Annotated in this window: 22 protein-coding genes; 9 read left to right on the top strand and 13 right to left on the bottom strand. The window is 64.0% G+C overall.

The genetic code is table 11. The features are described from left to right. Nucleotides 1-74: 74 nt before the first annotated feature. Both Q4G24_RS05865 and gyrB read right to left on the bottom strand, forming a co-directional pair. Complete coding sequence (locus Q4G24_RS05865; RefSeq protein WP_303365576.1) at nt 75-794, bottom strand: outer membrane protein; 720 nt, start codon at nt 792-794, stop codon at nt 75-77. 219 nt (nt 795-1013) lie between these two features. Further along, nucleotides 1014-3449 (bottom strand): DNA topoisomerase (ATP-hydrolyzing) subunit B, encoded by a 2436-nt coding sequence (gyrB, locus tag Q4G24_RS05860; protein WP_303365575.1) that lies wholly within the window; start codon nt 3447-3449, stop codon nt 1014-1016. 182 nt (nt 3450-3631) lie between these two features. Between gyrB and ptsP the strand changes: the two genes are divergently transcribed. Genes ptsP through Q4G24_RS05845 form a run of 3 tightly spaced genes read left to right on the top strand, consistent with a single transcriptional unit; the run spans nt 3632 to nt 8805 of the window. After that, on the top strand, nt 3632-6136 hold the full coding sequence (gene ptsP / locus Q4G24_RS05855) for a phosphoenolpyruvate--protein phosphotransferase (RefSeq protein ID WP_303365574.1): 2505 nt from the start codon (nt 3632-3634) through the stop codon (nt 6134-6136). Next, nucleotides 6133-7077: a 1-phosphofructokinase family hexose kinase gene (locus Q4G24_RS05850; protein WP_303365573.1), complete on the top strand. Its 945-nt coding sequence runs from the start codon at nt 6133-6135 to the stop codon at nt 7075-7077. The genes ptsP and Q4G24_RS05850 overlap by 4 nt, the downstream gene beginning before the upstream one ends. 12 nt (nt 7078-7089) lie before the next feature. After that, nucleotides 7090-8805: a PTS fructose transporter subunit EIIBC gene (locus tag Q4G24_RS05845; RefSeq protein ID WP_303365572.1), complete on the top strand. Its 1716-nt coding sequence runs from the start codon at nt 7090-7092 to the stop codon at nt 8803-8805. A 50-nt stretch (nt 8806-8855) separates the two neighbouring features. Here the strand turns inward: Q4G24_RS05845 and Q4G24_RS05840 are convergent, their stop codons facing one another. From Q4G24_RS05840 to Q4G24_RS05830, 3 genes are all read right to left on the bottom strand, one after another. Then, nucleotides 8856-10268, bottom strand: a complete 1413-nt coding sequence (locus Q4G24_RS05840; RefSeq protein ID WP_303365571.1) for an NCS1 family nucleobase:cation symporter-1 — start codon at nt 10266-10268, stop codon at nt 8856-8858. A gap of 112 nt (nt 10269-10380) precedes the next feature. After that, nucleotides 10381-11301 carry an MBL fold metallo-hydrolase gene (locus tag Q4G24_RS05835; protein ID WP_303365570.1) on the bottom strand — a complete coding sequence of 307 codons (921 nt, stop codon included), beginning with the start codon at nt 11299-11301 and terminating at the stop codon, nt 10381-10383. A 47-nt stretch (nt 11302-11348) separates the two neighbouring features. Next, nucleotides 11349-12887 (bottom strand): subtype B tannase, encoded by a 1539-nt coding sequence (locus Q4G24_RS05830; protein WP_303365569.1) that lies wholly within the window; start codon nt 12885-12887, stop codon nt 11349-11351. 247 nt (nt 12888-13134) lie between these two features. On the opposite strand from Q4G24_RS05830, the gene Q4G24_RS05825 reads away from it, so the two are divergent. From Q4G24_RS05825 to ggt, 4 genes are all read left to right on the top strand, one after another. Beyond that, the gene (locus Q4G24_RS05825; RefSeq protein ID WP_303365568.1) at nt 13135-14721 is read left to right on the top strand and encodes a flavin monoamine oxidase family protein; all 1587 of its coding nucleotides are present in this window, start codon (nt 13135-13137) and stop codon (nt 14719-14721) included. 10 nt (nt 14722-14731) lie between these two features. Next, nucleotides 14732-15124, top strand: a complete 393-nt coding sequence (locus Q4G24_RS05820) for a cytochrome c (RefSeq protein ID WP_303365567.1) — start codon at nt 14732-14734, stop codon at nt 15122-15124. A 16-nt stretch (nt 15125-15140) separates the two neighbouring features. After that, the gene (locus tag Q4G24_RS05815; protein ID WP_303365566.1) at nt 15141-15626 is read left to right on the top strand and encodes a RidA family protein; all 486 of its coding nucleotides are present in this window, start codon (nt 15141-15143) and stop codon (nt 15624-15626) included. 128 nt (nt 15627-15754) lie between these two features. Next, nucleotides 15755-17491: a gamma-glutamyltransferase gene (gene ggt, locus Q4G24_RS05810; protein WP_303365565.1), complete on the top strand. Its 1737-nt coding sequence runs from the start codon at nt 15755-15757 to the stop codon at nt 17489-17491. Nucleotides 17492-17543: 52 nt separating this feature from the next. On the opposite strand, the gene Q4G24_RS05805 is transcribed toward ggt, so the two are convergent. From Q4G24_RS05805 to Q4G24_RS05770, 8 genes are read right to left on the bottom strand one after another with little or no spacing between them, the layout of a single operon-like run. Then, nucleotides 17544-18746, bottom strand: coding sequence for a 3-hydroxybenzoate 6-monooxygenase (locus Q4G24_RS05805; protein WP_303365564.1), 1203 nt, complete (start codon nt 18744-18746; stop codon nt 17544-17546). Nucleotides 18747-18758: 12 nt separating this feature from the next. Further along, a complete protein-coding gene (locus tag Q4G24_RS05800; RefSeq protein WP_303365563.1) occupies nt 18759-20024 on the bottom strand; it encodes a TRAP transporter large permease in 1266 nt (421 codons plus the stop codon). Further along, nucleotides 20021-20539 (bottom strand): TRAP transporter small permease, encoded by a 519-nt coding sequence (locus Q4G24_RS05795; RefSeq protein ID WP_303365562.1) that lies wholly within the window; start codon nt 20537-20539, stop codon nt 20021-20023. The genes Q4G24_RS05800 and Q4G24_RS05795 overlap by 4 nt, the downstream gene beginning before the upstream one ends. Continuing rightward, the gene (locus Q4G24_RS05790) at nt 20536-21516 is read right to left on the bottom strand and encodes a TRAP transporter substrate-binding protein (protein WP_303365561.1); all 981 of its coding nucleotides are present in this window, start codon (nt 21514-21516) and stop codon (nt 20536-20538) included. Before Q4G24_RS05790 ends, Q4G24_RS05795 begins: the two co-directional genes overlap by 4 nt. 27 nt (nt 21517-21543) lie before the next feature. After that, nucleotides 21544-22176 (bottom strand): maleylacetoacetate isomerase, encoded by a 633-nt coding sequence (gene maiA, locus Q4G24_RS05785; protein WP_303365560.1) that lies wholly within the window; start codon nt 22174-22176, stop codon nt 21544-21546. Beyond that, nucleotides 22173-22871 (bottom strand): fumarylacetoacetate hydrolase family protein, encoded by a 699-nt coding sequence (locus Q4G24_RS05780; RefSeq protein ID WP_303365559.1) that lies wholly within the window; start codon nt 22869-22871, stop codon nt 22173-22175. Before Q4G24_RS05780 ends, maiA begins: the two co-directional genes overlap by 4 nt. A 26-nt stretch (nt 22872-22897) precedes the next feature. Further along, nucleotides 22898-23446 (bottom strand): hypothetical protein, encoded by a 549-nt coding sequence (locus Q4G24_RS05775; RefSeq protein ID WP_303365558.1) that lies wholly within the window; start codon nt 23444-23446, stop codon nt 22898-22900. Beyond that, on the bottom strand, nt 23443-24519 hold the full coding sequence (locus Q4G24_RS05770; protein WP_303365557.1) for a cupin domain-containing protein: 1077 nt from the start codon (nt 24517-24519) through the stop codon (nt 23443-23445). Before Q4G24_RS05770 ends, Q4G24_RS05775 begins: the two co-directional genes overlap by 4 nt. 106 nt (nt 24520-24625) lie before the next feature. Here Q4G24_RS05770 and Q4G24_RS05765 point away from each other — a divergent pair, with 106 nt between their 5' ends. Further along, complete coding sequence (locus tag Q4G24_RS05765; RefSeq protein WP_303365556.1) at nt 24626-25072, top strand: MarR family winged helix-turn-helix transcriptional regulator; 447 nt, start codon at nt 24626-24628, stop codon at nt 25070-25072. Nucleotides 25073-25169: 97 nt separating this feature from the next. After that, nucleotides 25170-26108 (top strand): VOC family protein, encoded by a 939-nt coding sequence (locus Q4G24_RS05760; protein WP_303365555.1) that lies wholly within the window; start codon nt 25170-25172, stop codon nt 26106-26108. The last annotated feature ends 37 nt before the right edge of the window (nt 26109-26145 follow it).

Raw genomic sequence — 26145 nt, 5'->3', positions numbered from 1 at the left:
AAGCCGGTTGCCCAAATACCACAAGAAAAGGGCCGCGCATCGCTGCGCGGCCCCGTCAACCCGAAGGTGCCAGATCAGAACTGATAGTTCAGACCGACTTCCAGACCGATGTATTTCGGGGTCGCACGGGTGCGGACGCCGTTCAGGTCCAGATCTTTGCTGCCGAAGTTGCGATAGTTGATTTCGCCGGTCACGCTCAGACGGTCGTTCAGCTTGTGTTCAGCACCCATCCCCAGCAGATAGCCGGCGCGACCGAAATCGTCGCTGGCTTCGCCGCCGGTGAAGGCGTTGTTCATCTTATAGTCGAACTTGCTGTAAGCCACGCCGGCGCGGCCATAGACGATGGTTTCCGGGCGGACTTTATAGCCGGTCTTCATCGACAGGGTGACGCCGTATTTCTCTTTGGTTTCAGCGGTGCCGGTCAGCGAGTCGTTGGTGACGTTCACGTCATCCTTGATGCTGCCGCCCTGAATCGACAGCTCCGGGCCGAAGACCCAGTTTTCACGCTCCCAGCGATAGCCGCCGCGCAGCGACAGAAAAGCGCCGCCCAGCTCCAGATTGCCGGTATAGCCCTGATAGGTGTCGGTGGGCGACCAGATGCCAACTTCGTCATCACCGTTGAACGCATAACCCAGCGCACCACCGATATAGGCGCCTTCCCAGGTCAGCGGAGTGACGATTTCCTGAACCGGCGCAATGACCGGGGCCGGGGGGGCGACGAAACCGCCAGCGACAGCAGCACCGGCAAAGCCGACAAGGGCAGATGCGGCAAGGATAGAGGTCTTGAGGGACATGACGAACTCCGTTCGGCTGAAAATAAGATCCGGGCCAATGCGCGAATCAGAATGGATATGTGCAATATGCCACAGTCCAGCAGAAACATCGCTGAAAACCCAACAAGGCTATGAAATCAGGCTATTTCCGTAACCAAAACAACACAAAACCGACGCTAAAGGGCGAGTCCGCAGCAGCAGGACTCGCCCCAAACGTGTGATATTCATGTCCTTTTAGGGTCAAATATCCAGATTTTCGACGCTCAGCGCGTTCAACTGGATGAACTCGCGCCGGGGTTCGACGACATCCCCCATCAGCTTGGTGAACAGGTCGTCAGCGTCGGCCACATCCTCGATCCGCACTTGCAGCATGGTGCGGGCTGCCGGGTCCAGCGTGGTTTCCCAAAGCTGTTCCGGGTTCATTTCGCCCAAACCCTTATAGCGTTGCAGCGACAGACCCTTTTCGCCCTCAAGGAAAATCGCGGACAGCAGCGACAGCGGGCCAAAGATCGGGGTTTCGCGGTCCTTGCGCACCAGCATGGCCCGTTCGGCATAAACCTCGCGCAGCGTGTCGGTCATCGCGCCAAGGCGGCGGCTTTCGGCGCTGCGCAGCATCGGGCCGTCCAGCAGGCGGCTTTCCTCGACCCCGCGCAGCATCCGCGACAGGCGAATACCGCCATCCTGCGTCGGGCGGCCCGACCAGCCGCGTTCGTATTCCTCGGCCACCATATCCAGCCGCGCGGCAACGTCAGCCGCCACACCCTGCGCGTCGCTGTCGATCCGGCCCTGAACCAGCGCCCCGGCAATCGCCGCCTGTTCGGTGATCTGCGGCGGGTAGTTCGTCGGATAGGCGCGCAGGACACGCCGCGCCGCGCGGGCCTCCTCGACCACGCGGGCCAGATCCGGCCCGGCAATATGTTCGCCCGAGGCAAGCCGCAGGCTGGCCCCGTCGATCCCCTGCTGGATCAGGTAATCATCCAGCGCGGCCTCGTTTTTCAGATAGACCTCGGACCGGCCGCGACCCACTTTATACAAGGGCGGCTGGGCGATATACAGATGGCCCGCCTCGATCAGCTCGGGCATCTGACGGAAGAAAAACGTCAGCAGCAGCGTGCGGATATGGGCGCCGTCCACGTCAGCGTCGGTCATAATGACGATCTTGTGGTAGCGCAGCTTGTCGAGGTTGAACTCGCTGCGGCCAATGCCGGTGCCAAGCGCGGTAATCAGCGTCCCGATCTGATCCGAGGACAGCATCCGGTCAAACCGCGCCCGTTCCACATTCAGAATCTTCCCGCGCAGGGGCAACACGGCCTGATTTTTACGGTCGCGGCCCTGTTTGGCCGAACCACCCGCCGAGTCACCCTCGACGATAAACAATTCGGCCAGCGCCGGGTCTTTTTCCTGACAATCGGCCAGCTTGCCGGGCAGGCTGGCGACATCCATGGCGGTCTTGCGCCGCGTCAGTTCGCGGGCCTTGCGGGCGGCTTCGCGGGCCAGCGCGGCCTCGACGATCTTGCCGACGATGGCCTTGGCCTCGCCGGGGTTTTCCTCGAACCACTCGGCCAGTTTCTCACCGACCAGCCCTTCGACCGCCGGGCGCACCTCGGACGACACCAGCTTGTCCTTGGTCTGGCTGGAAAACTTGGGGTCCGGCACCTTGACCGACAGCACGCAGGTCAGCCCTTCGCGGGCATCGTCGCCGGTGAAATCGACCTTTTCCTTTTTCGCAATGCCGCTGTCCTGCGCGTATTTGGTGATAACGCGGGTCAGCGCCCCCCGGAAACCGGCAAGGTGCGTGCCACCGTCACGCTGCGGAATGTTGTTGGTAAAGGGCAGCACGGTTTCGTGGTAGCTGTCATTCCACCACATCGCCACCTCGACCCCGATGCCGTTGCGCTCGCCCTGCATGAAGATCGGCTCGGGCATGACGGCGGTTTTGCTGCGGTCGAGGAACTTGACGAACTCGCGCACACCACCTTCATAGAACAGCTCGCTGCGCAGGGGTTCGGCGGGGCGCTCGTCCTCAAGGATGATGCGCACGCCGCTGTTCAGAAAGGCCAGCTCGCGCAGGCGGGTTTCCAGCGTCTTGAACACATAGTCGAGGTTGCTGAACGTCCCGCCCTGCGGATTTTCCCGCGACGAGGCCAGGAACCGCACCTCGGTCCCTTTTTCGCCCGGCGCATCACCGACGACGCGCAGATGCTCGACGGTTTCGCCATTCTCGAACCGGGCAACGTGTTCCTTGCCGTTGCGCCAGATGCGCAGTTCCAGCCAGTCGGACAGCGCGTTCACCACCGACACACCGACCCCGTGCAGACCGCCCGACACCTTATAGCTGTTGCTGTCGAACTTACCGCCCGCGTGCAATTGGGTCATGATGACCTCGGCTGCGGAAACGCCCTCGGTCGGGTGCATGTCCACCGGGATGCCGCGCCCGTTGTCGCGCACCGAAACGCTGCTGTCGGCGTGAATCACCACACGCACGAAATCGGCATGACCGGCCAACGCCTCGTCAATGCCGTTATCGACGACCTCATAGACCATATGATGCAGGCCCGAGCCGTCATCGGTATCACCGATATACATGCCGGGCCGTTTGCGCACGGCCTCTAGTCCCTTGAGAACCTTGATGGAATCCGCGCCATATTCGGCGCCGGGCGTGGGGTTGTCGCTCATGCGGTGTAAATCCTGCCTTTTGCCCGCATCTTATAGTGCGTCCGCACCGGATTGTCACGGCTTTGCCACAAGATATTGATGCCCACGCAGCCTGATTGCCGCAACCTGCGCGGGGCATGTGGAAACACCCCGACAATTCCGCTAAGAAAAATCCAATTTGGACACCCGAGGAGGACGCCCGGATGAGTGAACTGGATATTCTGCCGCGCGAGCTGGTCCAGCTTGATGCCAAAGCCACCGATAAAACCGATGCGATCCGTCAGGCCACCGCGCTGCTGACCGCCGCCGGCTGCCTGAAGCCGGGGTTCGAGGACAGTATGCTGCGGCGCGAGGCGACCTCGAACACCTATCTGGGCAAGGGCATCGCCATCCCGCACGGCATGGTCGAGGACCGCGACATGATCCTGCGCGACGGTATCGCGGTGTTGCAGGTGCGCGACGGCGTGGCGTGGAACGACGATCAGCGGGCGCATCTGGTGGTGGCGATTGCCGCGCGCTCGGATGCCCATATCGGTATCCTGCGCCGCCTGACCCGGCTGATGCAGGACGAACCGCGGGTCGAGATGCTGGCCGTCACCGAGGACAAGGCGCAGATCGTTGCCGCCCTCAGCGGGGCCGAGGCCCCTGTCCCGGTGGGCGAGGCGGCGACCGATTTCGCGCAATCCTTTGACTGGGTAGTGGATTACCCGACCGGCCTGCACGCCCGCCCCGCGACCGAATGGGCCGAAACCGCCCGCCGCTTTGCCGCCCGTATCCGCGTGCGCCACGGGGCCGAGGCTGCGGATGCCCGCAACATGATCGACCTGCTGCAACTGGGGCTGAAACCCGGTGACGCCGTGACGGTTTCCGCCGATGGCGCGGATGCGGCGGATGCGCTGTCCACCCTGCGCGTGGTCATCACCCGCCTGTCCGCCCGCGAAAAGGCCGATGCCGCGCGGGCCGAGGAAAAGCGCGCCGCGACCGCCGCCACGGGTGGTTGGGTGCCGGTCGATGGTGGCGATGTGGTGGACGGGGTGTCGGCCTCGCCCGGTCTGGCGATCGGCACGCTGCACCGGATGGAATCCGGCACGGTGGATATTCCCGACACGCCGACCGATCTGGCCAGCGCCGCCGACCGCCTGCATGACGCGCTGGCCCGTGCGCGGGAGCAGTTGCGCTCGCTTGCCGATGACACCGCACGGCGTCTGGGTGAATCCGACGCCGGGATTTTCCGGGCGCAGGCCGAGTTGCTGAACGATCCGGTGCTGGTCACGCTGGCCTCGCAGAAACTGGTGGCGGGTCACGGGCTGGCCTGGTCGTGGAACGCGGCAGTGCAGGAAACCGCCGCGCAACTGACCGCCGTGGGAAATGCCGTGCTGGCGGGCCGGGCGGTGGATCTGCGCGATGTGGGGCAGCGGGTGCTGGCGCTGATCGACCCCGATCTGGCCCGTGCGACCCCGGCCGAGGTCGCCCCCGGCACCATCCTGATTGCCGATGACCTGACCCCCACCGACACCGCCGGGCTGGACCCGGACCGGATCGCCGGGCTGGTGACGGCACAGGGCGGGCCGACTTCGCACACCGCGATTCTGGCGCGGACGCTTGGCCTGCCAGCCGTGGTCGGGGCCGGTGCGGCGCTGACCCGGCTAAAGGACGGCGATCAGGCGATTATCGACGGCACCGGCGGGCGGCTGTATCTGTCGCCATCGGATGCCGACCTGCAATCCGCCCGCGCCTTTATCGCGTCCGAGGACGAAAAGCGCGCCCATGCCGCGCAGGCCCGCGCCCTGCCCGCCACCACCCGCGACGGCCATCAGGTCGCCATCGGCGCGAATATCAACCTTGCCGAACAGGCGGCTTTCGCGCTGGAGCAGGGGGCCGAGGGCGTCGGCCTGATGCGGACCGAGTTTCTGTTTCTGGAACGCAGCGCCAGCCCGACCGAGGATGACCAGTATCGCGCCTATGCCGACATGTCCCGCGCCATGGGCGGGCGGCAACTGGTGATCCGGGCGCTGGATATCGGCGGGGATAAACAGGTCAGCTATCTGGACCTGCCACGCGAGGAAAACCCGTTCCTTGGCGTGCGCGGGGCGCGGTTGTTGCTGCGCCGCCCGGAACTGCTGGTGCCACAACTGCGGGCGCTCTATCGCGCGGCAAAGGACGGGGCCGACATCCATGTGATGTTCCCGATGATTACCTCTGCCGCGGAACTCTTGTCGCTGCGCGAGACCTGCGAACAGATCCGCGCCGAACTGGACGCGCCCGCCGTGCCGCTGGGCATTATGATCGAGGTGCCATCCGCCGCGCTGCTGGCCGGGGAACTGGCGCAGCACGCCGATTTCTTTTCCATCGGCACCAATGACCTGACGCAATACACGCTGGCGATCGACCGCCAGAACCCGGTGCTGGCCCCGGAGGCCGACAGCCTGCACCCCGCCGTGCTGAAACTGATCGCGCAGACGGTTCAGGGCGCCCATGCGCATGGCCGCTGGGTTGGCGTCTGCGGCGGGATCGCGGGCGATGCATTCGGCGCGGCGCTGCTGACGGGGCTTGGCGTGGATGAGTTGTCGATGACCCCGCGCGACATTCCGGCGGTCAAGGACCGGCTGCGCAATGCCGATCTGGCCGCGCTGCGGGCCTTGGCGGAACGCGCCCTGTCCGCGCCCGATGCGGCGGCGGTGCGGGCCTTGGCGGGGGAGCTGGCATGATCCACACCGTCGGCCTGAACCCCGCGCTGGACCAGACCGTGACGCTGGACCGGCTGGTGGTGGGCGAAGTGAACCGCGCCACCGGCACCCGCACCGATCCCGGCGGCAAATCGGTGAATGTGGCCTCGATCCTGTCGGATTGGGGACTGCCGGTGACGGTGCATGGCCTGCTTGGCGCCGGAAATACCGACAGTTTCGAGGCCCTTTTCGCGCAAAAGCATATCACCGATCAGATGGTGCGTGTGCCAGGTCTAACCCGCACCAATATCAAGATCGTCGAACCCGACGGGCGCACCACCGACATTAACCTGCCCGGTTTCGACGGCGATGCCGAGGCGCTTTATCGCCTGCGCTTTGGCCTTGCGGATGTGCGCGGGCTGGTCGTCGTTTCCGGCAGCCAACCCGCACGGTTACAGGCGGGGGCGACCTCGGACCTGATCGCCGGGCTGATCGCGCAGGGGGCGCAGGTGGTTCTGGATGTATCCGGCGCACCGCTGAAAGCCGCGCTGGAGGCCCGCGCTCTGCCCCATGTCATCAAGCCCAACCAGCACGAATTGCAGGACTACACCGGCACCGACCTGTCGAACCGCACCGATCTGGTCGCGGCGGGGCAGGCGCTGGTGGCGCGCGGTATCGGGCTGGTGGTGATCTCGCTGGGCATTGACGGCGCGGTGTTCCTGACCCGCGACGGCGGTGTGCAGGTCGCCCCGGTCACGCTGGCCACCGGCAGCACCGTCGGCGCGGGCGATGCAATGGTGGCGGGTATCACCGCCGGGCTGGCCGAAGGGCTGGCCCTGCCCGACCTCGCCCGTCAGGCCACCGCCTTTTCCGGCGCGAAACTGCAAAACCCCGGCCCGCATCTGCCCTCGGTCGAGACCGTCCGAACGCTTGCCAGCCAGATCACCCCTCGCCCCGTAGCCGACTGGATCGCCGGGGCCTGACAGGAGGACATGATGTCAAACCTTATCGCCGTGGTCGGAACCCGGCACCGAGACACCCATGCGGTGCTGTCGCGTGAGGCGCTGAAAAAGGCCGCCGAGGCACAGGGCCACCATCTTGATGTCGAAATCGTCACCGCTGACGGCATATCCGACCCGCTGGACCCGGCGGCCATTGCCGGGGCCGGGGCGGTGTTGCTGGTCGATGACGCCGTGGATGATGGCCGCTTTGCCAGCCTGCCGCAGACCCGCGCCACGAAAGAGGACATCCTGCATGACGCAGGCGCGGTTGTTGCCCGGCTGGCAACGGCTGCGGGCGGCGCGTCCCCCACCGCCACACCGGCCAAGAATGGCCCGCTGAAAATCGTCGCCATCACCTCTTGCCCGACCGGCATTGCGCATACCTTCATGGCCGCCGAAGGGCTGGTCGAGGGTGCGAAAAAGCTGGGCCACACGATCCGCGTCGAAACGCAGGGGTCCGTGGGGGCGCAGGACGCGCTGACGGCGGATGAAATCGCCGCCGCCGATCTGGTGGTCATTGCCGCCGACAAGCAGGTGGAACTGGGCCGTTTCGCGGGCAAGCGCGTGTTCACCAGCCCCACGAAACCTGCCATCAACGACGGTGCCGCCCTGATCCAGCGCGCGCAGGCCGAGGCGCGGTTGCAGGCCGGTACCGCCTCGGACACCCCCGCCGAAAAGGAAAAAGTCGGCGTTTACAAGCACCTGATGACCGGCGTTTCCTTTATGCTGCCCTTTGTGGTGGCAGGCGGTCTGCTGATCGCCATCGCCTTCGCGCTGGGCGGGATTTACGTTTACGAGGACCAGTATCAAGGCACCCTCGGCTGGACCCTGTTCCAGATCGGCGCAAACGGAGCCTTTACGCTGATGGTTCCGGCACTGGCCGGTTACATCGCCTATTCGATTGCCGACCGGCCCGGTATCGCGCCGGGCATGACCGGCGGCGTCATCGCAGGCACCATCGGCGCGGGCTTTCTGGGCGGGATCGTGGCGGGCTTCATCGCCGGTTACACCGTGCTGGCGCTGACCCGCATCATCCGCCTGCCCAAGACGCTGCAAGGGCTGATGCCGGTGCTGATCCTGCCGCTTTTGGCCACGGGGATCACCGGGTTGCTGATGTATTACGTCGTCGGCGGCCCCACGGCGCAGGCGCTGGCCGCGCTGACCGAATGGCTGCGCGGGATGCAGGGATCATCCGCCGCAATCCTTGGGCTGCTGCTCGGCGGCATGATGGCTGTCGATATGGGCGGGCCGATCAACAAGGCCGCCTATGCCTTTGGCACCACGCTGATCGCCGCCAATGTGCATGAACCGATGGCCGCCGTCATGTGCGCCGGCATGACCCCGCCACTGGCCCTTGCGCTGGCGACAAAACTGCGCCCCTCGATCTTTACGCCCGAGGAACGCGAGGCTGGCAACGCCGCCGCCGTTCTGGGTCTGGCCTTTGTGACCGAGGGCGCGATTCCCTTTGCCGCGCGCGACCCGCTGCGGGTGATCCCGTCGCTGATCGCCGGGTCGGCCATTGCCGGGGCGCTGTGCATGGTGATGGGTGTCGCCCTGCGGGTGCCGCATGGCGGGGTGTTCGTGTTGCCGATCCCGAACGCGGTCACGAATCTGATGGGGTTCATCATTGCCATGCTGGTCGGCACCCTTGTATCCGCCGTCGCGCTGATGGTGGTCAAGAAACCCGTGGCCGCCCCGGCTGCCGCGTAAAGACAAAGGGCGGGGACAATCCCCGCCCTTTCCATTCAGGCCCGCTGACTTCAGACGTCGACCCGCCCTTTGGCCAGCGCATAGTAAATCGCCCCGCCAAAGGCCGCACCAAGCAACCAGGCATAGCCCGACAGCGCCTCCAACGCCGGCACCCAGACGGTTGCAACCGAAAATACCGCCGCCGCGCCAAAGGCAATCAGCGCCGCATCATGCCAGCCGTTGCCATAGCGATAGCGCCCGGCCTTCAGGTCATACAGATCGTCACGGTCCAGCTTTTGCCCGCGCAACAGGTAGTAATCCACGATCAGAATCCCATAAAGCGGCGCCAGCGTAGCCCCCAGCGTGTTCACGAAACCGCCGATGCCGAACTGGCTGATGAAACTGACCCACAGCCCGCCGATCACCAGCGCAAAGCCCGATGTCACCAGCCCCGCCGCGCGAAAGCTGATCCGCCCCGGCGCAAGGTTGGCAATCCCGTTCACCGCCGGGATGAAATTGGCCACCAGATTGATGCCCACCGTCGCCGCGAAAAAGGTGATCGCCGCAATCACGCTGAGAAGCACGCTGTCGGTGCGCTCGACGATCTCGGTCGGGTTGATGATCGCTTCACCAAAGACCACCGCCGCGCCCGCCGTGGTCAGCAAAGCCAGCGCCGAAAACAGGATCATGTTGAACGGCAACCCGGCAAGGTTGCCCAGCAGCATCGCCCGCTTGTCCCGCGCAAAGCGGGAAAAATCACTGAAGTTAATCATCACCGCCGCGAAATAGGCGACCATCGTGCCGATGATGGCGAAAAAGCCCCGGATCTCGTCGCCCCATGTGCCTTCCGGGTTGGCGAAAATCGTGCGGGTGGCGGCCAGAAGCTGACCATCCGCGCGCTGCCACAGCACAATAACCAGCCCGATCATCACCAGATAGACGAACGGCCCGGCAATATTGAGGAAGGTTTCCACCCAGCCCATGCCACGCCAGAAGATCAGGATGTGAAAGAACCAGACCAGCAAAAAGCTGAACCAGTCGATGCCGGTCAGCCCCAAGACCTCGGCCCCGCCGGTCCAGCCCGTCACCGAGCGGATCAGCAGCGCCAGCGCGGTCGAGGCAAAATAGACCTGCACCCCATACCAGAACACCGCCACGACCGCCCGCAGAATGGCAGGCAGCTTCGATCCCGCCGTGCCCATGCTGGCACGGGCAAAGACCGGATAGGGGATGCCGTAACGCTCGCCCGCCGCACCAGACAGGTTGACCAGAACCATGACCAGCAGCCCGGCGGCAATCAGCGCCGCAAAAGCGGTCCAGCCGCTGACCCCATAGGAAATGAACAGCGAAGCCGCCAGCGTATAGCCGAACAGCGATTGCACATCATTCGCCCAAATATTGAAAATCGCAAACCAGCCCCAGCTTTTCATACCCGCCGGAACCGGACGCAGCGTGTCGCTGTCGTCGGTATGTTGTTCAGCCATAATCTGTCCCTGTTGTTATTTCGGGTCAGGTTAGCGGGCAGGATAAACATTGCAACAGGACAGATCGGTTCAGCAGGCCGGATATTCAACCTGCTGAACAAACAGGCAGATTTCAGTCCTGGAACTGATAGCTTGCGGGAACATAGCGAAAGCCGCCATCCCCCGCATCCGCGATATAGCCAAGCGCCGGAAAAGGCATGTGATAGCCGATAAAGGGGATACGATCCGCCGCCAGCCGTGCCAGCACCGCCCGGCGCGTCTGGACAGCCGCCTCTTTGTCGATGTCGAACCGCAGATGCCAGTCAGGGCGGACAACTGAATAGACGAAATGGTTGAAACTGTCGCCCGAGATCAACAGGCGCTGCCCCTCGCTTTCCAGCAGATAGGTGGTATGGCCCGGCGTATGCCCATAGGCGGCCTCGGCGGTAATGCCGGGGGTGATTTCATCGCCCGGCCCGATCTGTCGCGCGGCCCCGATCAGCGGCGCGACATGGGTCGTATAGGCTTCCGAAGGATTCGCGGCCCAGTAATCATTTTCCGCCTTTGGCACGATCAGTTCGGCATTGGGAAAAACCGGCTGGCCTGCTTCGGTCAGCCCGCCGACATGATCGCCGTGCATATGGGTCAGCACGACATGGGTCACATCCTGCGGCTGGTATCCCGCCGCCGCCAGCGCCGCCACGCTGTCCGCCGCCGCCAGCCCGGTATCGAACAGCAGCAGGGCCTCGGGGGTTTTCACCAGCGTCATGGTATAAGAGCTGCCGCCGCGGTCCGAGGGCAGGAAGTTATCGGTGCTGACAGCCTCAAACGCGGCGGGGTCGGCACCAACGCCAAAGGTTTCAATCGGATTCGGGCGCATACTCTGACCGCCCAGCAGGGTGCTGACCCCGAACTGGCCCAGACGGATGGTCATAGCCCTGCCCTGTGACGGTGCCACCCCTGCCCCCTGCGCCAAGGCCGGGACCGACGCCAGCAGCGGGGTCATACCCGCCATCATCATCAGACTGCGCCGGTTCATGCTGATCTTGTTCATGTCATTTCCTCTTGTTTTATGCACCGTCACAAAGGCCATGGCACCGCCTAGGCGGTAATCTGCCGCATCCAGTCAATGAACGCAGCGGCGTCGATATTCGCGCCGTGGCCCTGATCCCAATACAGCCGCGTATCGACCGCATCGCCCAGTTTGCGGGCCTGCGCGTCCAGATTGCCAACCACGGTCAGGGACGTGTCGGTATCGCTGGTCCCGACACGCAGCCACCAATGCCGCGCCCGGCCCGGATTTTCCGCCGCCAGATAAGGCATTGGGTTCATCAGCTCCAGCGTGCGGGGCAGGTCGGCATCAATCACCGCCTGCGGATCGCCACTGGCCTGCCGCAGCGACCAGTTGGTGAAATGCCGTGCCGGCACCTTGTCGCGCCCGAACAGGTTATTCTCGCCCGCTGACAGGTCAAACGCATCAAAGGCGGGCAGAGATTTCTTGCGCGTGCCGACATGGGCCAGAAAGCCCGGCCAATCCAGCACCGCCTGTCCGTTCTGCCAGCCGATATGCGGATGCGCGGCCAGATATGCGCTGCGCGTGGCCTCATCCATCGCGGCCAGCGTGGCGCTGGCATCGGGGCGGATAAAGGCATCCAGCAGGTGATCGGCGTAATTGTCCGCCGTCAGCGGCTGGCCGTCGCCCGTGGTCAGCCCAAGTCCCGCCTGATAGGGCGCGAAACCCTGCGCAAGTTCCCCGGACAGCGCCGCATCCACCGGCGCACCGTCATAAGGGTTCGCGCCCCAGTTCCATTCATAGGCCATATCGGCATGGTCCAGATCCGTAATCGGACACCAGCAACCGGCGGCGAAAACCGCGTCGCTGCCCTGCGCCGCGCCAACCTCGGCCAGAAGCGCGTCGTAATCCGGGCTGTTACCGCTGGCCCCCAGCAGGGCCGACAGCGCCCCGCCCGCCGAGCTGCCGGTGGATACGATCCGGTCCATATTCCCCGGAATAACGCCCCGGTTGGCCTGCAAAAACCGCAGCGCGGCTTTCAGGTCCACGATCGCCGCCGGGGCCACACCGTAATAATCATCCTCTGCATTGACCAGCGTGCGGCCCCGTGCACCCGGCTCGACCACGACAAACCCCGCCGCCAGCCCCAATTTGGGCAGCGACACCTGTTCCCCCCGCGCCATCATCGCGCTGCTGAAGGTCGGGGCCGCACCATCCGCCGCAGGCGGCATAACCGGCATCTGCGCATCGGGCGAACGCTCTCCCACCCCCGGCGCCCCTGCCGTCATCGAGGGCATATAGCCGCCGACTGCATTGGCAAACAGCACCGGCGCAGTGCTGGCGTCCACATCCTGCCCGTCGATTTGCACCGGCACGGAAATATTCATCGACTGATAGGCCGCATCGACCGGCGCACCGACATAAACCACCGAGGACCAGAAGCGATAGGTCACACGGACCGCACCTTTATCGGTGGTGATGCTCGTGGTCAGGGTCTTGAACCCCTGCGGATCAAAGGCGGCGGGCGCGGCAGCCCCAACCCCGGCACTGGCCTCAGCCCGCAACGGCGGTAGCACCGACAGCAGACCAAGGGCGGCACAGCTTTGCAGCAACAGACGACGGTTCATGGCGACCTCATACATATGGATCGGGCCCAACCCGCAGGCCGGACGTTGGTTGCATCACCAATCCGGGACTGCCCCACCAGCGGCAGGCATGAACCACGCAGATGCAGCCAAGCGTATAAATTGCACATATCCGGTTTTCCGCGCTTTTGCAGCCCCGGTTTCATTTACCTTCCCCACCCGCGCCGCTCTTTCTGACCCAAAGGACAACACAAGCCGCCGGAAAGGCCGCTTTGACAGGTGGGGAAGAATGACGTTCAACGCAGAAGGGATGTCCCGGCGGTCGCTGCTGGGAATGATCGGGACGGTCGCAGGGGCCGCCGCGATGTATAGCGCCATGAGCGCAATGGGCCTTGCGCAACCATCCACCTGGAAAGGGCAGCTGAACCTGCAAGGCGATGCCAAAGGCACCAGCGTGCTGATCCTTGGCGGCGGGTTGGCCGGGATGACCGCCGCGTTCGAGCTGCGCAACGCGGGCTATCAGGTCAAGGTGCTGGAATACCGCGAAAAGGCGGGCGGGCGCTGCTGGACCATTCGCGGCGGCGATACCTATACCGAGTTGGGCGGTTTCACCCAGACCTGCACCTTTGCCGAGGGTAACTATATCAACCCCGGCCCGTGGCGCATCCCCTCTGATCACTTCGCCGTTCTGGATTACTGCAAACGGTTCGGGGTCAAGCTGGAACCGTTCATTCAGGTGAATTACAACGCCTATCTGCACAACAGCGGGGCCTTTGACGGCCAGCCGCAACGGTTCAAGGAAATCTCGACCGATTTCCGGGGCCATGTCGCGGAATTGCTGGCCAAGGTGGTGGATCAGGGCGCGCTGGACGCCACCGTGACCGAGGATGACGCCGCCCTGCTGGTGCAGGCGTTGAAACGCTACGGCACGCTGAACGACGATCTGGCCTATGTCAAAAGCGAGGACACCTCGTCCTATCGCGGCTTTGCCAAGCCCGAGGGCGGCGGTGCCAGCGGCAAGCCGGAACCGTCCGAGCCGCACCCGCTGTCGGTGGTGCTGCAATCGCAGTTGTGGAACCGGCTGACGGCAGGCGACGGGCTGCATTTCCAATCGACGATCTTCCAGCCGGTCGGCGGCATGGACATGATCGCCAAAGGGTTTGAAGCACAGGTGGGCGATCTCATCACCTATAACGCCAAGGTCACGCGCATCCGCCATGACGGCGACAGCGTGACCGCGACATGGGTTCCGGCCAATGGCGACGGCCCCGAGACCACCGAAACCGCGGATTATTGCATCTGCACCATCCCGTTTTCTGTCCTTGGTCAGATCGACCACGATTTCAGCCCGCGCATGACCGGGATCATCGACGGCATGGCCTATGATTCCGCCTTCAAGGTCGGGCTGGAGTTCAAGCGCCGTTTCTGGGAACAGGATGAACATATCTATGGCGGCATCAGCTATACCGACCTGCCTATCACGCTGATTTCCTATCCCTCGACCGGGTTCTTCAGCGACGGGCCGGGGGTGCTGCTGGGGGCTTATCCCTGGGGCGCCTATGCCTATCAGTGGAACGCCCTGCCCGCCGAAGAACGGGTGCAAAAGGCGCTGGGTTACGGCAGCCAGATCCATCCGCAATACCCTGACGAGTTCCTGTCCGGCGTTGCCGTCGGCTGGCATCGGGTGCCATGGACCATGGGCTGTTATGGTATCTGGAAGGACCGCGACGCCGATTACATGGACGCCACCGCTATGGATGGCCGCACCCTGATGGCCGGCGAACATATCTCATACCTGCCCGCATGGATGGAGGGCGCGATCCTGTCCTCGCTGGACGCCGTAACCCGCCTGCACGCCATCGTCACCGAAAGCTGAAGGGAACGCCATGAAATACGCATTGCTTCTGGCCGCGCTGCTGGCCACCCCCGCCATGGCGCAGGACCGCCCCGATACGACAGGCTGGTTCGCGGACCCGGCCCGGCTGACCCAAGCCGATGGCGCAACCATCTATCGCGCCGTCTGCGCCGCCTGCCATATGCCCGATGGTCAGGGCGCGACGGGCGCGGGTCACTATCCGGCGCTGGCCGGGAATGAAAACCTCGCCCATGCCAATTACCCCATCCACCTGATCGTTCACGGCCAGAAGGCCATGCCCCCCGTGGGCGAGATGCTGGACGATGAACAGGTCGCCGTCGTCGTCAACTATATCCGCACCCATTTCGGCAATGACTATGCCGAAGCCCCCGCAACCGCCGAAACTGTCTCGGCCGCACGTTAACCTGAAAGGAAAACCCATGAAGAACGCCCTGATCGCCACGCTGCTGCTGACCAGCGCCGCCACCTCTGCCGCCGCGCAGGACATCACCCGCCATCCGATCCCGGATTCCGATTTCCCGATCGTGCAAGCGGTCGAGGTTCCGGCGGGCAAGACCACCGTTTACCTGTCCGGCACCGTCCCCGCCGTGCTGAACGCCGACGCCGACCCACGCAGCGTCGAGGCGTTCGGCACGATGGAGGAACAGACCGTCAGCGTGATGAACCGCATCAAGGCACAACTGGAAAGCATGGACATGGGCGTCGGTGACATCATCAAGATGCAGGCGTTCCTTGTCGCACCCGAAGGCGGCGCTGTCGATTTTGCCGGTTTCATGTCTGGCTATACCCAGTTCTTCGGTACCGAGGCGCAACCGAACCTGCCGGTGCGTTCCGCCATGGTCGTGGATGCGCTGGTCAACCCCGGCTGGCTGGTCGAACTGGAAGTCACCGCCGTTCGCCCCTGATACGGGCCTGATACGGGCCACATATGACCCCAGACACCCCGGCCCGCGCCGGGGTGTTTTGCTGTCGCGGTTGACCTATGGGCAGGATGATGCTGCATTAACCACAGACATAAAGGAGGGAGACGCGCATGTTCATTCACCATCTTCGCCGCAAGGGCTTTGCGGCAGCCATGGCCGGGCTGATCGCCCTGCCTGCGGGCGCGCAAGAGGCGGCGATTTATTCTGGCATGGACCGAATCCACCCGGTTTGGGCCGAAAACGGCATGGTTTCCGCACAAGAGCGCGTCGCCGCCGAGGTCGGGCGCGATATTCTGGCGCAGGGCGGCAATGCGGTGGACGCGGGCGTTGCGGTCGCCTTTGCGCTGGCGGTGACACTGCCCCGCGCGGGCAATCTGGGCGGCGGCGGCTTTATGCTGGTACATGACGCCGAAACCGGCGAGACCCACGCCATCGACTACCGCGAAATCGCCCCGGCAGGGGCCAGCCGCGATATGTTCCTGAACGCGGACGGCGATGCCGACAGCGACCTGTCGCGCTACAGCGGCGCGGCTTCGGGCGTGCCGGGGACGGTTGCGGGGATGCGGATGGTGCTGGATGAATACGGCAGCATGGATTGGGCCGATGTCATCGCCCCCGCAATCAGGCTGGCCGAGGATGGCATCACCGTCACCCCCGACCTTGCCGACAGTCTGGAAGCGATGAAGGAACGCCTGACCCGTTATGATTCCGCCGCAAAGATTTTCTATAAGGACGGCGGCGAGCTGTATCGCCCCGGCGATACGCTGGTTCAGGCTGATCTTGCCAACACCCTGAAAAAGATCGCAGCCGAAGGCCCGGACGGTTTCTATAAGGGCGAAGTGGCCGAGGCTATCGCCCGTTCCGTCACCGAAGCCGGCGGCAATATGACCCCCGACGACCTTGCCGGATACAAGGCAATCAAACGCGACCCCGTTCGCGGCACCTATCGCGGCTATGAGATCGTTTCGATGCCGCCGCCGTCCTCAGGCGGGGTGCATCTGATCCAGATTCTGAACGCGCTGGAAGGCTATCCTATCGGCGCTTTGGGCGAGAACAGCTCCGAGACCCTGCATCTGATGGCCGAGGCCATGAAATTGGCCTATGCCGACCGTTCCGAATATCTGGGCGACCCGGATTTCGTCGATGTCCCGGTGGATGCGCTGATGTCCAAGGAATACGCGGCAGCCATGCGCGATAAGATCAGCGCCGGGTTCGCCACGCCCTCGGCCCTGATAAAGCCTGCCGATCTGGCCCCTTATGAAAGCGACCAGACCACGCATTATTCGATCATCGACAAGGACGGAAACGCGGTTTCCAACACCTATACGATCAACTTTTCCTATGGCTCGGGTCTGGTGGCCGAAGGCACCGGTGTGCTGATGAACAACGAAATGGATGATTTTTCGGCCAAGCCGGGCGTGCCTAACGCCTATGGCCTGATCGGCGGCGACGCCAATGCGGTCGAGGCGGGCAAGCGGCCCCTGTCCTCCATGACGCCGACCATCGTCAACAAGGATGGCAAGGTCTGGCTTGTCACCGGCAGCCCCGGCGGTGCGCGGATCATCACCACCGTGTTGCAGGTCATTATGAATATGATCGACCACAAGATGAACGTGGCCGAGGCCAGCACCGCCCCACGCATCCATCACCAATGGCTGCCCGACGAGTTGCGGATCGAGGAAGGCATCAGCCTTGACACCCAGCGCGCCTTGCAGGCCAAGGGCCATGTGCTGTCGCTGCAAGAGGTCATGGGCTCCACCCAATCAGTGATGCTCGACCCCGAAACCGGGTTCTTCCTTGGCGCATCCGACCCCCGCCGTGCCGGAGCGGCAACGGTCGGTTACTGAGCGCCCGAAACCATACCAGCGGCGGACACACCCGCCGCTGGCCACAAACGGTTCAGCCAGCCCGCCACTGCGGTGACACCGCCCCTTCCAGCCCTGTCGAGCCGTAAAGCCAGCCCACGGCCTCATACCAGTCAGCGGGAGATTTCGCGCGCATGACAGCATTGCGCAATTCGGCATGTGCGCCTGCGGAGTGATAAACATGCTGGCCGATTTCGCGCGATTGCAACTGCACCCGCGCGGTGCGCAGGTTGCGCAAGGATTGATAGGCGGCAAGCGCCTGATCGTGGTCGGCGTACTGGTCCAGCATCGCGGACAGCGCCACCGCATCCTCCATCGCCATGCAGGCACCTTGGGCGAAATATTGCAGCATCGGATGGGCGGCGTCGCCCAGCAGAACCACCCGCCCGTCGATCCATTTCGTTACTGGTTCCCGGTCGCACAGCACCCAGCGTTTCCAGTCCTGCCCGCGGTCGATGATCTGCCGCGCGACGGGGGCCACGTGTTCAAAGCCCTTGCGCACCTCGTCATGGCTGACGGGGACGCCGTTTTCGGGGCTGGGCGCGTCGTTGTGATAGGTGACGACAAGGTTGAACTGTTTCCAGCCCTTCAGCGGGTAATGCACGATATGGCATTTCGGCCCGGCCCAAAGGGTCGCGGCGTTCCAGCGCAAATCCTCGGGCATGTCCTCGGTCGGGATGACGGAACGATAGGTCGTGTGGCCCGACACGCGCGGCGCGCCGTCGCCCACCACCTGCTTGCGGATCGCGGACCACAGCCCGTCCGCGCCGACCAGCAGATCGCCCACCGCCCGATCCCCTGATTTCAGGATCGCGGTCACGCTGCCGCCATCCTGTTCATAGCCCGTCACCTCGGCGCTGGTGCGCAGCGTGACCAGCGGGTGATCCTGACAGGCCTTCAGAAAGATGCCGTGCAGATCGCCCCGGTGGATCACCGCGTAAGGGTTGCCGAAATGCGCCCGGAACGCATCGTCCAGCGGGATACGGGTGATTTCCTGCCCGCCGATCGCATCCATCAGCCGCAGGCTGTCGATATAGACGGCGATGGCGCGCGCGGCCTCGCCCACGCCAAGATAGTCAAAGGCGTGAAAGGCGTTCGGGCCAAGCTGGATACCGGCGCCAATTTCGCCCATCCGGGCGGATCGTTCCAGCACCGTTGATGCGATCCCCTTTCGCGCAAGGCCGATGGCGGTGGCAAGACCGCCAATCCCGCCGCCTGCGATCAGAATCTGGGTCATAGTCTCTCCTCCTCAGAAGGGCCGGACGGTCCAGGGGACCAGCACGACCAGCAAGATCACAACAAGAGAGGCCGCCACATAAGGCAGCACCAGCCGCGCCAGCCGGGTAATCGGGATTTCGGACATGGCCGCGGCGATATAGAGGCCGGTGCCTACGGGCGGCGTCAGCAGCCCCAGCACCAGCGTCAGCGACATCACGACGCCGAACTGGATCGGGTCGATTCCGTAATGCGATACCGCCACCGGCAACAGGATCGGTGTCAGGATGATAAGCGCGGCGATACCGTCAAGGAACATCCCCACGACCATCAGCGCCGCCACCACCAGCAGCATGAACATCGTCGGGTCCGCCGTCAGCGACACGATGAACGCCGCCACCGCCTGCGGGATCTGGTTGAAGGTCAGAACCCAGCCGAACACCTTGGCCGCCATGATAAGGAACAGCACGATGGCCGTGTTCGTCACCGTGCGGTCGATAATCAGCGGCACGCTTTTCATCGGCAGCTCACGAAAGATCACCGCGCCAAAGATCAGGGCAACGACGATGGCGACGGCCGCGCTTTCGGTCGGCGTAAAGACCCCGCCCGAAATGCCGCCGATGATCGTCAGCGGGATCAGCATGGTCGCCACGCCGGGCAGTGTTGCACGCAGCCGTGACCCTGTGGGCAGGGGTGTGCCGGTATGGCCCGGCGTGCGGTGGCGGCCTGCCTGAAACAGTGCGATTGCCATGATCAGCGCAAACAGAACCATGCCCGGCACGATGCCCGCCATGAACATATCGGCAATCGACACCTGCGCGATCACCCCAAAGATGATGAATACCATCGACGGTGGAATGATCGGTCCCAACAGCCCCGCGCTTGCGGTGATCGAGGCCGCATAGCCCCGGTCATAGCCGTCCTTTTCCATTTCCGGCACGACGACGCGCGACATCACCGCCATCTGCGCCGTGGCCGACCCCATGATCGCGGCCAGCGCCAGATTGGAAATCAGGTTCACGATCACAAGGTTATGCGGCAACCGCGCCAGCCACACCCGCGCGGCGATGATGATGCGCCGCGTCAGGCCGGATTCGTTCATAATCTCGCCCAGCAGAACGAACAGCGGGATCGCCAGCAGATCGAAACTTTCGACAGACCCGAACATGATCTGCGGGATCGCGGTCAGGATCTGCGTGTTCCCGGACACCAGCACATAGATCATTGTCGTCGCCAGCAGCACGAAGGCAATCGGCATCGCCGCCAGCATCAGCGCGACAAAGGAAAATCCGGCAATCATGGTTCAAGCCCCTTGTCCTGTGCGATTTCGATGGGGCGGTGACGGACGATGGCCTCGGCCAGATCGGCAAGAACATGGATCAGGGCGCAGCCCGAAAACACCGGCACGATCCAGAAGAACGGCACCTTGCCCCAGCCGGTCGTGATGATCTGTTCAAAGGCCACGGCGGGCGACAGAACCCACTGGACCGAAAACCACAGCAACATCCCAAGCACGGTCGAGACCAGCCCCAGAACCGCCAGATCGACGGCTCCGCGCACCTCGAACGGCAGCTTTTCGACCAGCATCGTCACCCCGATCTGTGCGCGGTCATGCACCGTGATCGAGGTGGCGACGAACACCAGCCACACCAGCAGGATCGCGGCCAGTTCCTCGGCATAGACAAGGGGGCGGCCAGCAACATAGCGCATCGTCACGTTGGCCACGATCAGCGTGACGAACGCCAGCACCAGCAACCGGCTGGCCCAGCGTTCAACCGCGACCAGCCCGTGCGACAGGGCGGAAAGCCAGCTCATTTCGCCTCGACTTCCCCGATGAAGCGGGTGACGATTTCATCGCCTGCAAGGCTGTCACGCACGGCCTTGGTCGCGGTGGCAAAAACCTCGGCCCCGTTTTCCAGCGTCAGGATTTCGACCTGACCTTGCAGCGCGGCAAGGTTGGCCTTTTCGGCCTCGACCTGCTGGGCGGTGCCCCAGGCCAGTGCCTCGGCGGCAACGTTTGCAAACGCTTTCTTGTCGGCGTCGCTCAGGCTGTCCCATGTTGCCTTGCTGACCACCATCACCGACGGGAACGGCATATGGTTGGTCAGCGTCAGGCCCTTGGCGACCTCTTGAAACTTGAGGCCGACCATCGCGTCAAGGTCGATGTCGATGCCGTCCAAAAGGCCGCTTTGCAGGCCCTGATACACTTCGGTCAGGTTGACCGGGGTCGGGACAGCGCCGATCGCCTCCCAATAGGTTTTCATCGCCGGGAACGGCACGATGCGGATTTTCTTGCGCGCAAGGTCGGCGGGTGCGGCGGCGGGTTTGTCCTTCATCAGAATGTGGCGCTGACCGGCGAAGGTATAGCCAAGGCCCACAAGCCCCGCGCGGTCAAGCTGTGCCAGCATCTCTTTGGCGGCCGCGGTATCGGCGGCTGCGGCTGCGGCCTCGACATCGGCGAACAGATAGGGCGTGAACCACCCCTGCATGGCGGGCGCGCGCAGGCTGGTGATCGCGGCGGTCATCAGCCCCGCATCCAGCAATCCGCCCGACATCTGCTGAAACATCTCTTGTTCCACGCCCAACTGACCGGCGGGAAAGACGGCAAGCGACAGGCTGTTCCCCGACGCTTCGGGCAGGTTCGCGGCCATGCGTTCGGCAACCTTGGTCCAGACATGGTTTGGCGGCGTAATCAACCCCATGCGCAATTCGCGCGCCTCGGCGGCAAAGGCGGACAGGGCAAGCGTGGCGGTGATGGCAATGGTCGCCATACGGCGGGTCAGGTTCAGCATCGGTATCTCCTCCCAAAGATGTTGCTGTTATCTGGCGTCGGGCTGGCGCGCGGGCTGCGCGTCGGCAAAGGCGGACAAGGCGTCGCAGGCGGCCCGGATTTCGCACAGTCGCGGGAAGGGCGTCAGATCGACGCCAAAGCGGTCGGCTGCGAACAGTTGCGGGATCAGGCAGATGTCGGCCAGCCCCGGCGTATCGCCAAAGGTGAAACGGCCCGGTTGGCTTGCGGCAATCGCCTCGCACGCGGTCAGGCCCTCGCCGATCCACTGCCGGCACCACGCATCCGCTCCGGCCTGATCCAGCCCGTAATTCGCCTTGATGAAATTCAGCACCCGCAGGTTGTGAAGCGGGTGGATGTCGCAGGCGATGATCAACGCGAATGCCCGCACCTCGGCCCGAAGGGTGGGATCTTGGGGCAAGAGGCGCGGGCCGGGCTGGGTTTCGTCCAGCCATTCGATGATCGCCAGCGACTGTGCCAGACGCGCGGTGCCGGTATCCAGCACAGGCACCATGCCTTGCGGGTTGATCGCCAGATAATCGGACGACTTGTGCTGTTTGTCGGGCAGGCTGACCGGCACGAATTCGGGCGTGATGCCCTTCAGATTGAACGCAATCCGGCAGCGATAGGACGAGGACGACCGGAAATAGCCATAGAACCTCATTCCGCATCCCCGATGGTCAGATCGACCGGGTCCAGCCCGTCGATGGTGCCGTGAATAACCGCGCCCGGCTTGACCGCGCCGACGCCCGCAGGCGTGCCGGTATAGATCAGATCACCGGGGGCGAGGTGGTAGAATTTGGACAGGTCCGCGACCAGCTCGGCCACCGACCAGATCAGGTCGGACAGGCGAGAATCCTGACGCAGCTCGCCATCGACGGTCAGGCTGATGCGCTGATCGGTGACGGCGCCGAAATCAGCGGCTTTGGTGATCGGTGCAATCACGGCCGAGCCTTCGACATCCTTGCCCAGATCCCACGGGCGTTGCTTGGCGCGCGCGGCCAGTTGCAGGTCGCGGCGGGTCATGTCCAGACCCGTGGCATAGCCATAAACGGCGTCCATCGCCTGATCGACCGAGACACGGAACACCGGCTTGCCGATGGCGACGACGAATTCCATTTCATAGTGGAAATTGTCGGTGCCGGGCGGATAGGGCAGCGTGCGCCCAGCGGGCAGGATCGTCAGCGCGGATTTGGTGAAATAGAACGGGGCCTCGCGGTCCACCTCGACCCCCATTTCAGCGGCATGGGCGGCATAGTTGCGGCCGACGCAGAAGATGCGGTGGACGGGGTAAAGCGCGCTTTCACCATTCACGGGAACGGTGGGCCAGGCGGGCGAAGGGAAAAGCGTTTCGGTCATCATCGGTCCTTTCAGGCAAGTTCGGGTCAGGCAAGGTCGGGCTGTTCGGTGATGCGGGCGTGGACAGCCTCGCGCAAAGGCTGCGGCACATCTGCAAGCCGACCGCCATTTCGCAGCGCCAGCGCCGCAGCCCAGATCGCCACCGCGCGGGCGTGCGGCGTCGCGGCGGCAAGCGGCCAGTCCGCCCCGGTCAGATCGCGCCAGACGACGTTCAGGTGAATATCGGCATGTGCCGCCAGATGGCGCAGCGCGCGGGCGGGCAGCGTTTCCGCCAGATCAAGCGCGGCGGGGCCGGTATCTTCGCGGTCGCCCTGCTGGCCGGTCGCGTCTTCCAGCCGCTGCGCAATGTCGCGCGCCTGCAAGGCCGCGCCCGCGATCACCCGTCGCCGCGACCAGCCGGGCCGGGCCGAGGCGTCCCACAGCGCCGCGTCGGGCAAGTCGTTCAGCTTGCGCGCGAAATAGGCCATGCCGCGCCGCGCATCGGTCAATGCCTGCGCCGGAGCCTCGGGCGCGTCATAGCGCGCCCCCGCCCCCTGACGCAGCCGCAGCGCGGCGCGGGCCGCCTCAAGCGTCATTCAGCGCCCTCGACCAGCACGCGGTCGAAATTCAGCCGCTCGATGATCGGGGCGTCGGAAAAGCGGAACAGGTCGAACTGGGTTTCTGCCTGCAACGACCACGCGACCCAGGACGGGATGACAAAGATGTCGCCCTTGTCGAGCGCGCGGCGTTCGCCGTCGATGACCACGGCACCGCGCCCCTCGAATACCTGAAAGACGGTCGATCCGACCTCGCGACGGGTGGGGGTTTCGGTGCCTTCGCGCAGGCGATGAAACTCGGCCCGTATGGTGGGCATCACGTCGCCGCCGGTCGTCGGGTTGATATAGCGCACCGCCGCGTGGCCCTGTTCGACGGTGGCGGGGTGGCCTTCGTCCTCAAGCAGCAATTGCTGGGTCAGCGCGGCGTCGGTATGCTCCCAACGATAGGCGCCGATGGGGCTGGCCGCGGTGTTTTGCAACTGCGACAGCGGGCGCAGGCCGGGATGGCACCACAGCCGCTCGCCCCGCGAATAGCGCGGCGTCGCGTAATCGGTTACGCGGTCGGCGCCGAATTCGAAAAAGCCCACGTCATTGTGATAGCTGAAGGGAATGTCCAGCCCGTCGATCCACGCCATCGGGTGATCGGTGTCGTTGTGGTGGCCGTGAAAGCACCAGCCGGGCGTCAGCAGGAAATCGCCCCGAGACATGCGCACCGGATCGCCGTTCACCACGGTCCAGACGCCTTCGCCCTCGACCACAAAGCGAAAGGCGTTTTGCGAATGGCGGTGTTCGGGCGCGGTTTCGCGCGGGCCAAGATACTGGATCGCGCACCACAGCGTCGGGGTCACATAAGCCTCTCCGCCCAGTCCCGGATTGGCAAGCCCGATGGCACGCCGTTCGCCGCCGCGCCCGACCGGCACCAGATTGCCCGAAGCCTGCGCCAGCGGGTAAAGATCGGCCCATTTCCAGACATGCGGCACCGCCTTGGGGCACGGGTGGCGCGGCATCAGATCGCCGATCTGGGTCCAGAGCGGGTTCAGGTGATTGTCGCGAAAGCCCTGATACAGCTGCCGCAGTTCGGGCGAATCCTCTGGCTGCATCGCATTTTCCATCGTTTCGCCCTCCCCTGCGAATCGCGTTAATAGTAAGTGTGCATATCATAAGTATGCTTGTAAATAGTTTTGTTGTGATTCTCTGAAAGCAAGGTCAAAAGGTGGTATGAACCAGCTTTACGCCCTGCCCGGTCACTTGATCCGTCGCCTGCATCAACAGGCCGTTGCCGCCTTTGTCATTGAAGCCAAAGCCGCAGGCTTTGATGATCTGACTCCAGTGCAATACGGCACCTTGGCGACGCTGCTTGCACATCCCGGCATAGATCAGGCCACGCTGGCCGGGCTGGTTGCCTATGACCGTGTGACCATCGGCGGCGTAGTTTCCAGGCTGGAAAGCCGGGGCTACCTGACCCGCAATATCAGCGAAACTGATCGTCGCGCCCGCACCCTGACCCTGACGGAACGCGGCGAATCTGTCGTGCAGACCATCCAGCCTGCGGTCCGGGCCGCCCAAGCCCGGATTCTGTCCCCGCTGGACCCGGACGCACAGGCCCTTTTCATGCAGCTTTTATATCGCATGACTGACACGGATTCTCCCGCTGCAAGCGGCTGATTCATCATCAGCGAAAATACATTAAACAAAGAAAATCAATTTCTCAAATGCCCGACCAGCGGTCATCCATAAGGGACGACCAAACAAGGGGGCAGTCATGCAAATTATCGGGCCGGATTTTCTTGTCTTTGGGGTGGATGATGTGGCGGACTGCACCGCTTTTCTGACCGATTGGGGGCTGACCCCGGTCGATGTCACCGAAAAGGGCGGCCGGTTCGAGGCGCTGGACGGCACGGGCATCATCATCCGTCACCGCGACGACCCGTCGCTGCCTGCACCGCTGCCCACGCAATCCATGCTGCGCCAGCAGATCTTCGGGGTGAAATCCGCCGCCGATCTGGATGCGATCGAGACCGAGATCAGCAAGGACCGCCGCGTGACCCGGCTGGCCGATGGCGCGGTCGAGTTCAAGGACGACCACGGGTTCGAGCTGCGCTTTCAGGTCACGCAGCGGCGCAAGCTGGACATGCCCGCCGAAAAGATCAACGCGCCGGGCGCCCCCGCGCAGCGCGCCCCCAACGAGTTGGGCGTATGGGAGGGGATGCCCGCCCTGCCGCGCAGCCTGTCGCATGTGGTGCTGTTCGTGCCCGATATCGACGTGGCGGTGAATTTCTACTGCCGCCGCCTTGGCCATGTGATTACCGACGTGCTGACCGGCGCGGGGCCGTTCCTGCGCCCGCAGGGCACCGACGATCACCACACCCATTTCTTCATCCGCACCCCCGAATACATGAAGGGATGCGAGCATCTGGCCTTCCATATGGGCGGCCCGACCGAGTTGATGCTGGCCGGCACCCGCTTTGTGAAAAAGGGCTATCAGAGCTTCTGGGGACCGGGGCGGCACAAGTTCGGCTCCAACTGGTTCTGGTATTTCAACAGCCCGCTTGGCTGCCATTTCGAATATGACGCCGACATGGACAAGCATGACGACGAATGGACCGCGCGCGAGGCCGAGGCGAATGCCGAAAACTCGCAGATCTTCCTGTTCCAGCACCGGGACAAATGGTTCCCGATGGGCGGCCCGGAAGGCAAATAAGCAGCCCGCCCGGTCGGAGGGGGTCGGGCCAGCAACA

Origin of the sequence: Paracoccus sp. (in: a-proteobacteria) (assembly GCF_030538695.1) — a bacterium.
GTDB lineage: Bacteria > Pseudomonadota > Alphaproteobacteria > Rhodobacterales > Rhodobacteraceae > Paracoccus.
This window is presented reverse-complemented; position numbering and strand designations above follow the sequence as displayed.

What these genes read in the sequence shown, in the direction of transcription:
- Q4G24_RS05865 (WP_303365576.1), bottom strand. Translation starts at nt 794, where the DNA reads ATGTCCCTCAAGACCTCTATCCTTGCCGCATCTGCCCTTGTCGGCTTT.
- gyrB (WP_303365575.1), bottom strand. Translation starts at nt 3,449, where the DNA reads ATGAGCGACAACCCCACGCCCGGCGCCGAATATGGCGCGGATTCCATC.
- ptsP (WP_303365574.1), top strand. Translation starts at nt 3,632, where the DNA reads ATGAGTGAACTGGATATTCTGCCGCGCGAGCTGGTCCAGCTTGATGCC.
- Q4G24_RS05850 (WP_303365573.1), top strand. Translation starts at nt 6,133, where the DNA reads ATGATCCACACCGTCGGCCTGAACCCCGCGCTGGACCAGACCGTGACG.
- Q4G24_RS05845 (WP_303365572.1), top strand. Translation starts at nt 7,090, where the DNA reads ATGTCAAACCTTATCGCCGTGGTCGGAACCCGGCACCGAGACACCCAT.
- Q4G24_RS05840 (WP_303365571.1), bottom strand. Translation starts at nt 10,268, where the DNA reads ATGGCTGAACAACATACCGACGACAGCGACACGCTGCGTCCGGTTCCG.
- Q4G24_RS05835 (WP_303365570.1), bottom strand. Translation starts at nt 11,301, where the DNA reads ATGAACAAGATCAGCATGAACCGGCGCAGTCTGATGATGATGGCGGGT.
- Q4G24_RS05830 (WP_303365569.1), bottom strand. Translation starts at nt 12,887, where the DNA reads ATGAACCGTCGTCTGTTGCTGCAAAGCTGTGCCGCCCTTGGTCTGCTG.
- Q4G24_RS05825 (WP_303365568.1), top strand. Translation starts at nt 13,135, where the DNA reads ATGACGTTCAACGCAGAAGGGATGTCCCGGCGGTCGCTGCTGGGAATG.
- Q4G24_RS05820 (WP_303365567.1), top strand. Translation starts at nt 14,732, where the DNA reads ATGAAATACGCATTGCTTCTGGCCGCGCTGCTGGCCACCCCCGCCATG.
- Q4G24_RS05815 (WP_303365566.1), top strand. Translation starts at nt 15,141, where the DNA reads ATGAAGAACGCCCTGATCGCCACGCTGCTGCTGACCAGCGCCGCCACC.
- ggt (WP_303365565.1), top strand. Translation starts at nt 15,755, where the DNA reads ATGTTCATTCACCATCTTCGCCGCAAGGGCTTTGCGGCAGCCATGGCC.
- Q4G24_RS05805 (WP_303365564.1), bottom strand. Translation starts at nt 18,746, where the DNA reads ATGACCCAGATTCTGATCGCAGGCGGCGGGATTGGCGGTCTTGCCACC.
- Q4G24_RS05800 (WP_303365563.1), bottom strand. Translation starts at nt 20,024, where the DNA reads ATGATTGCCGGATTTTCCTTTGTCGCGCTGATGCTGGCGGCGATGCCG.
- Q4G24_RS05795 (WP_303365562.1), bottom strand. Translation starts at nt 20,539, where the DNA reads ATGAGCTGGCTTTCCGCCCTGTCGCACGGGCTGGTCGCGGTTGAACGC.
- Q4G24_RS05790 (WP_303365561.1), bottom strand. Translation starts at nt 21,516, where the DNA reads ATGCTGAACCTGACCCGCCGTATGGCGACCATTGCCATCACCGCCACG.
- maiA (WP_303365560.1), bottom strand. Translation starts at nt 22,176, where the DNA reads ATGAGGTTCTATGGCTATTTCCGGTCGTCCTCGTCCTATCGCTGCCGG.
- Q4G24_RS05780 (WP_303365559.1), bottom strand. Translation starts at nt 22,871, where the DNA reads ATGACCGAAACGCTTTTCCCTTCGCCCGCCTGGCCCACCGTTCCCGTG.
- Q4G24_RS05775 (WP_303365558.1), bottom strand. Translation starts at nt 23,446, where the DNA reads ATGACGCTTGAGGCGGCCCGCGCCGCGCTGCGGCTGCGTCAGGGGGCG.
- Q4G24_RS05770 (WP_303365557.1), bottom strand. Translation starts at nt 24,519, where the DNA reads ATGGAAAATGCGATGCAGCCAGAGGATTCGCCCGAACTGCGGCAGCTG.
- Q4G24_RS05765 (WP_303365556.1), top strand. Translation starts at nt 24,626, where the DNA reads ATGAACCAGCTTTACGCCCTGCCCGGTCACTTGATCCGTCGCCTGCAT.
- Q4G24_RS05760 (WP_303365555.1), top strand. Translation starts at nt 25,170, where the DNA reads ATGCAAATTATCGGGCCGGATTTTCTTGTCTTTGGGGTGGATGATGTG.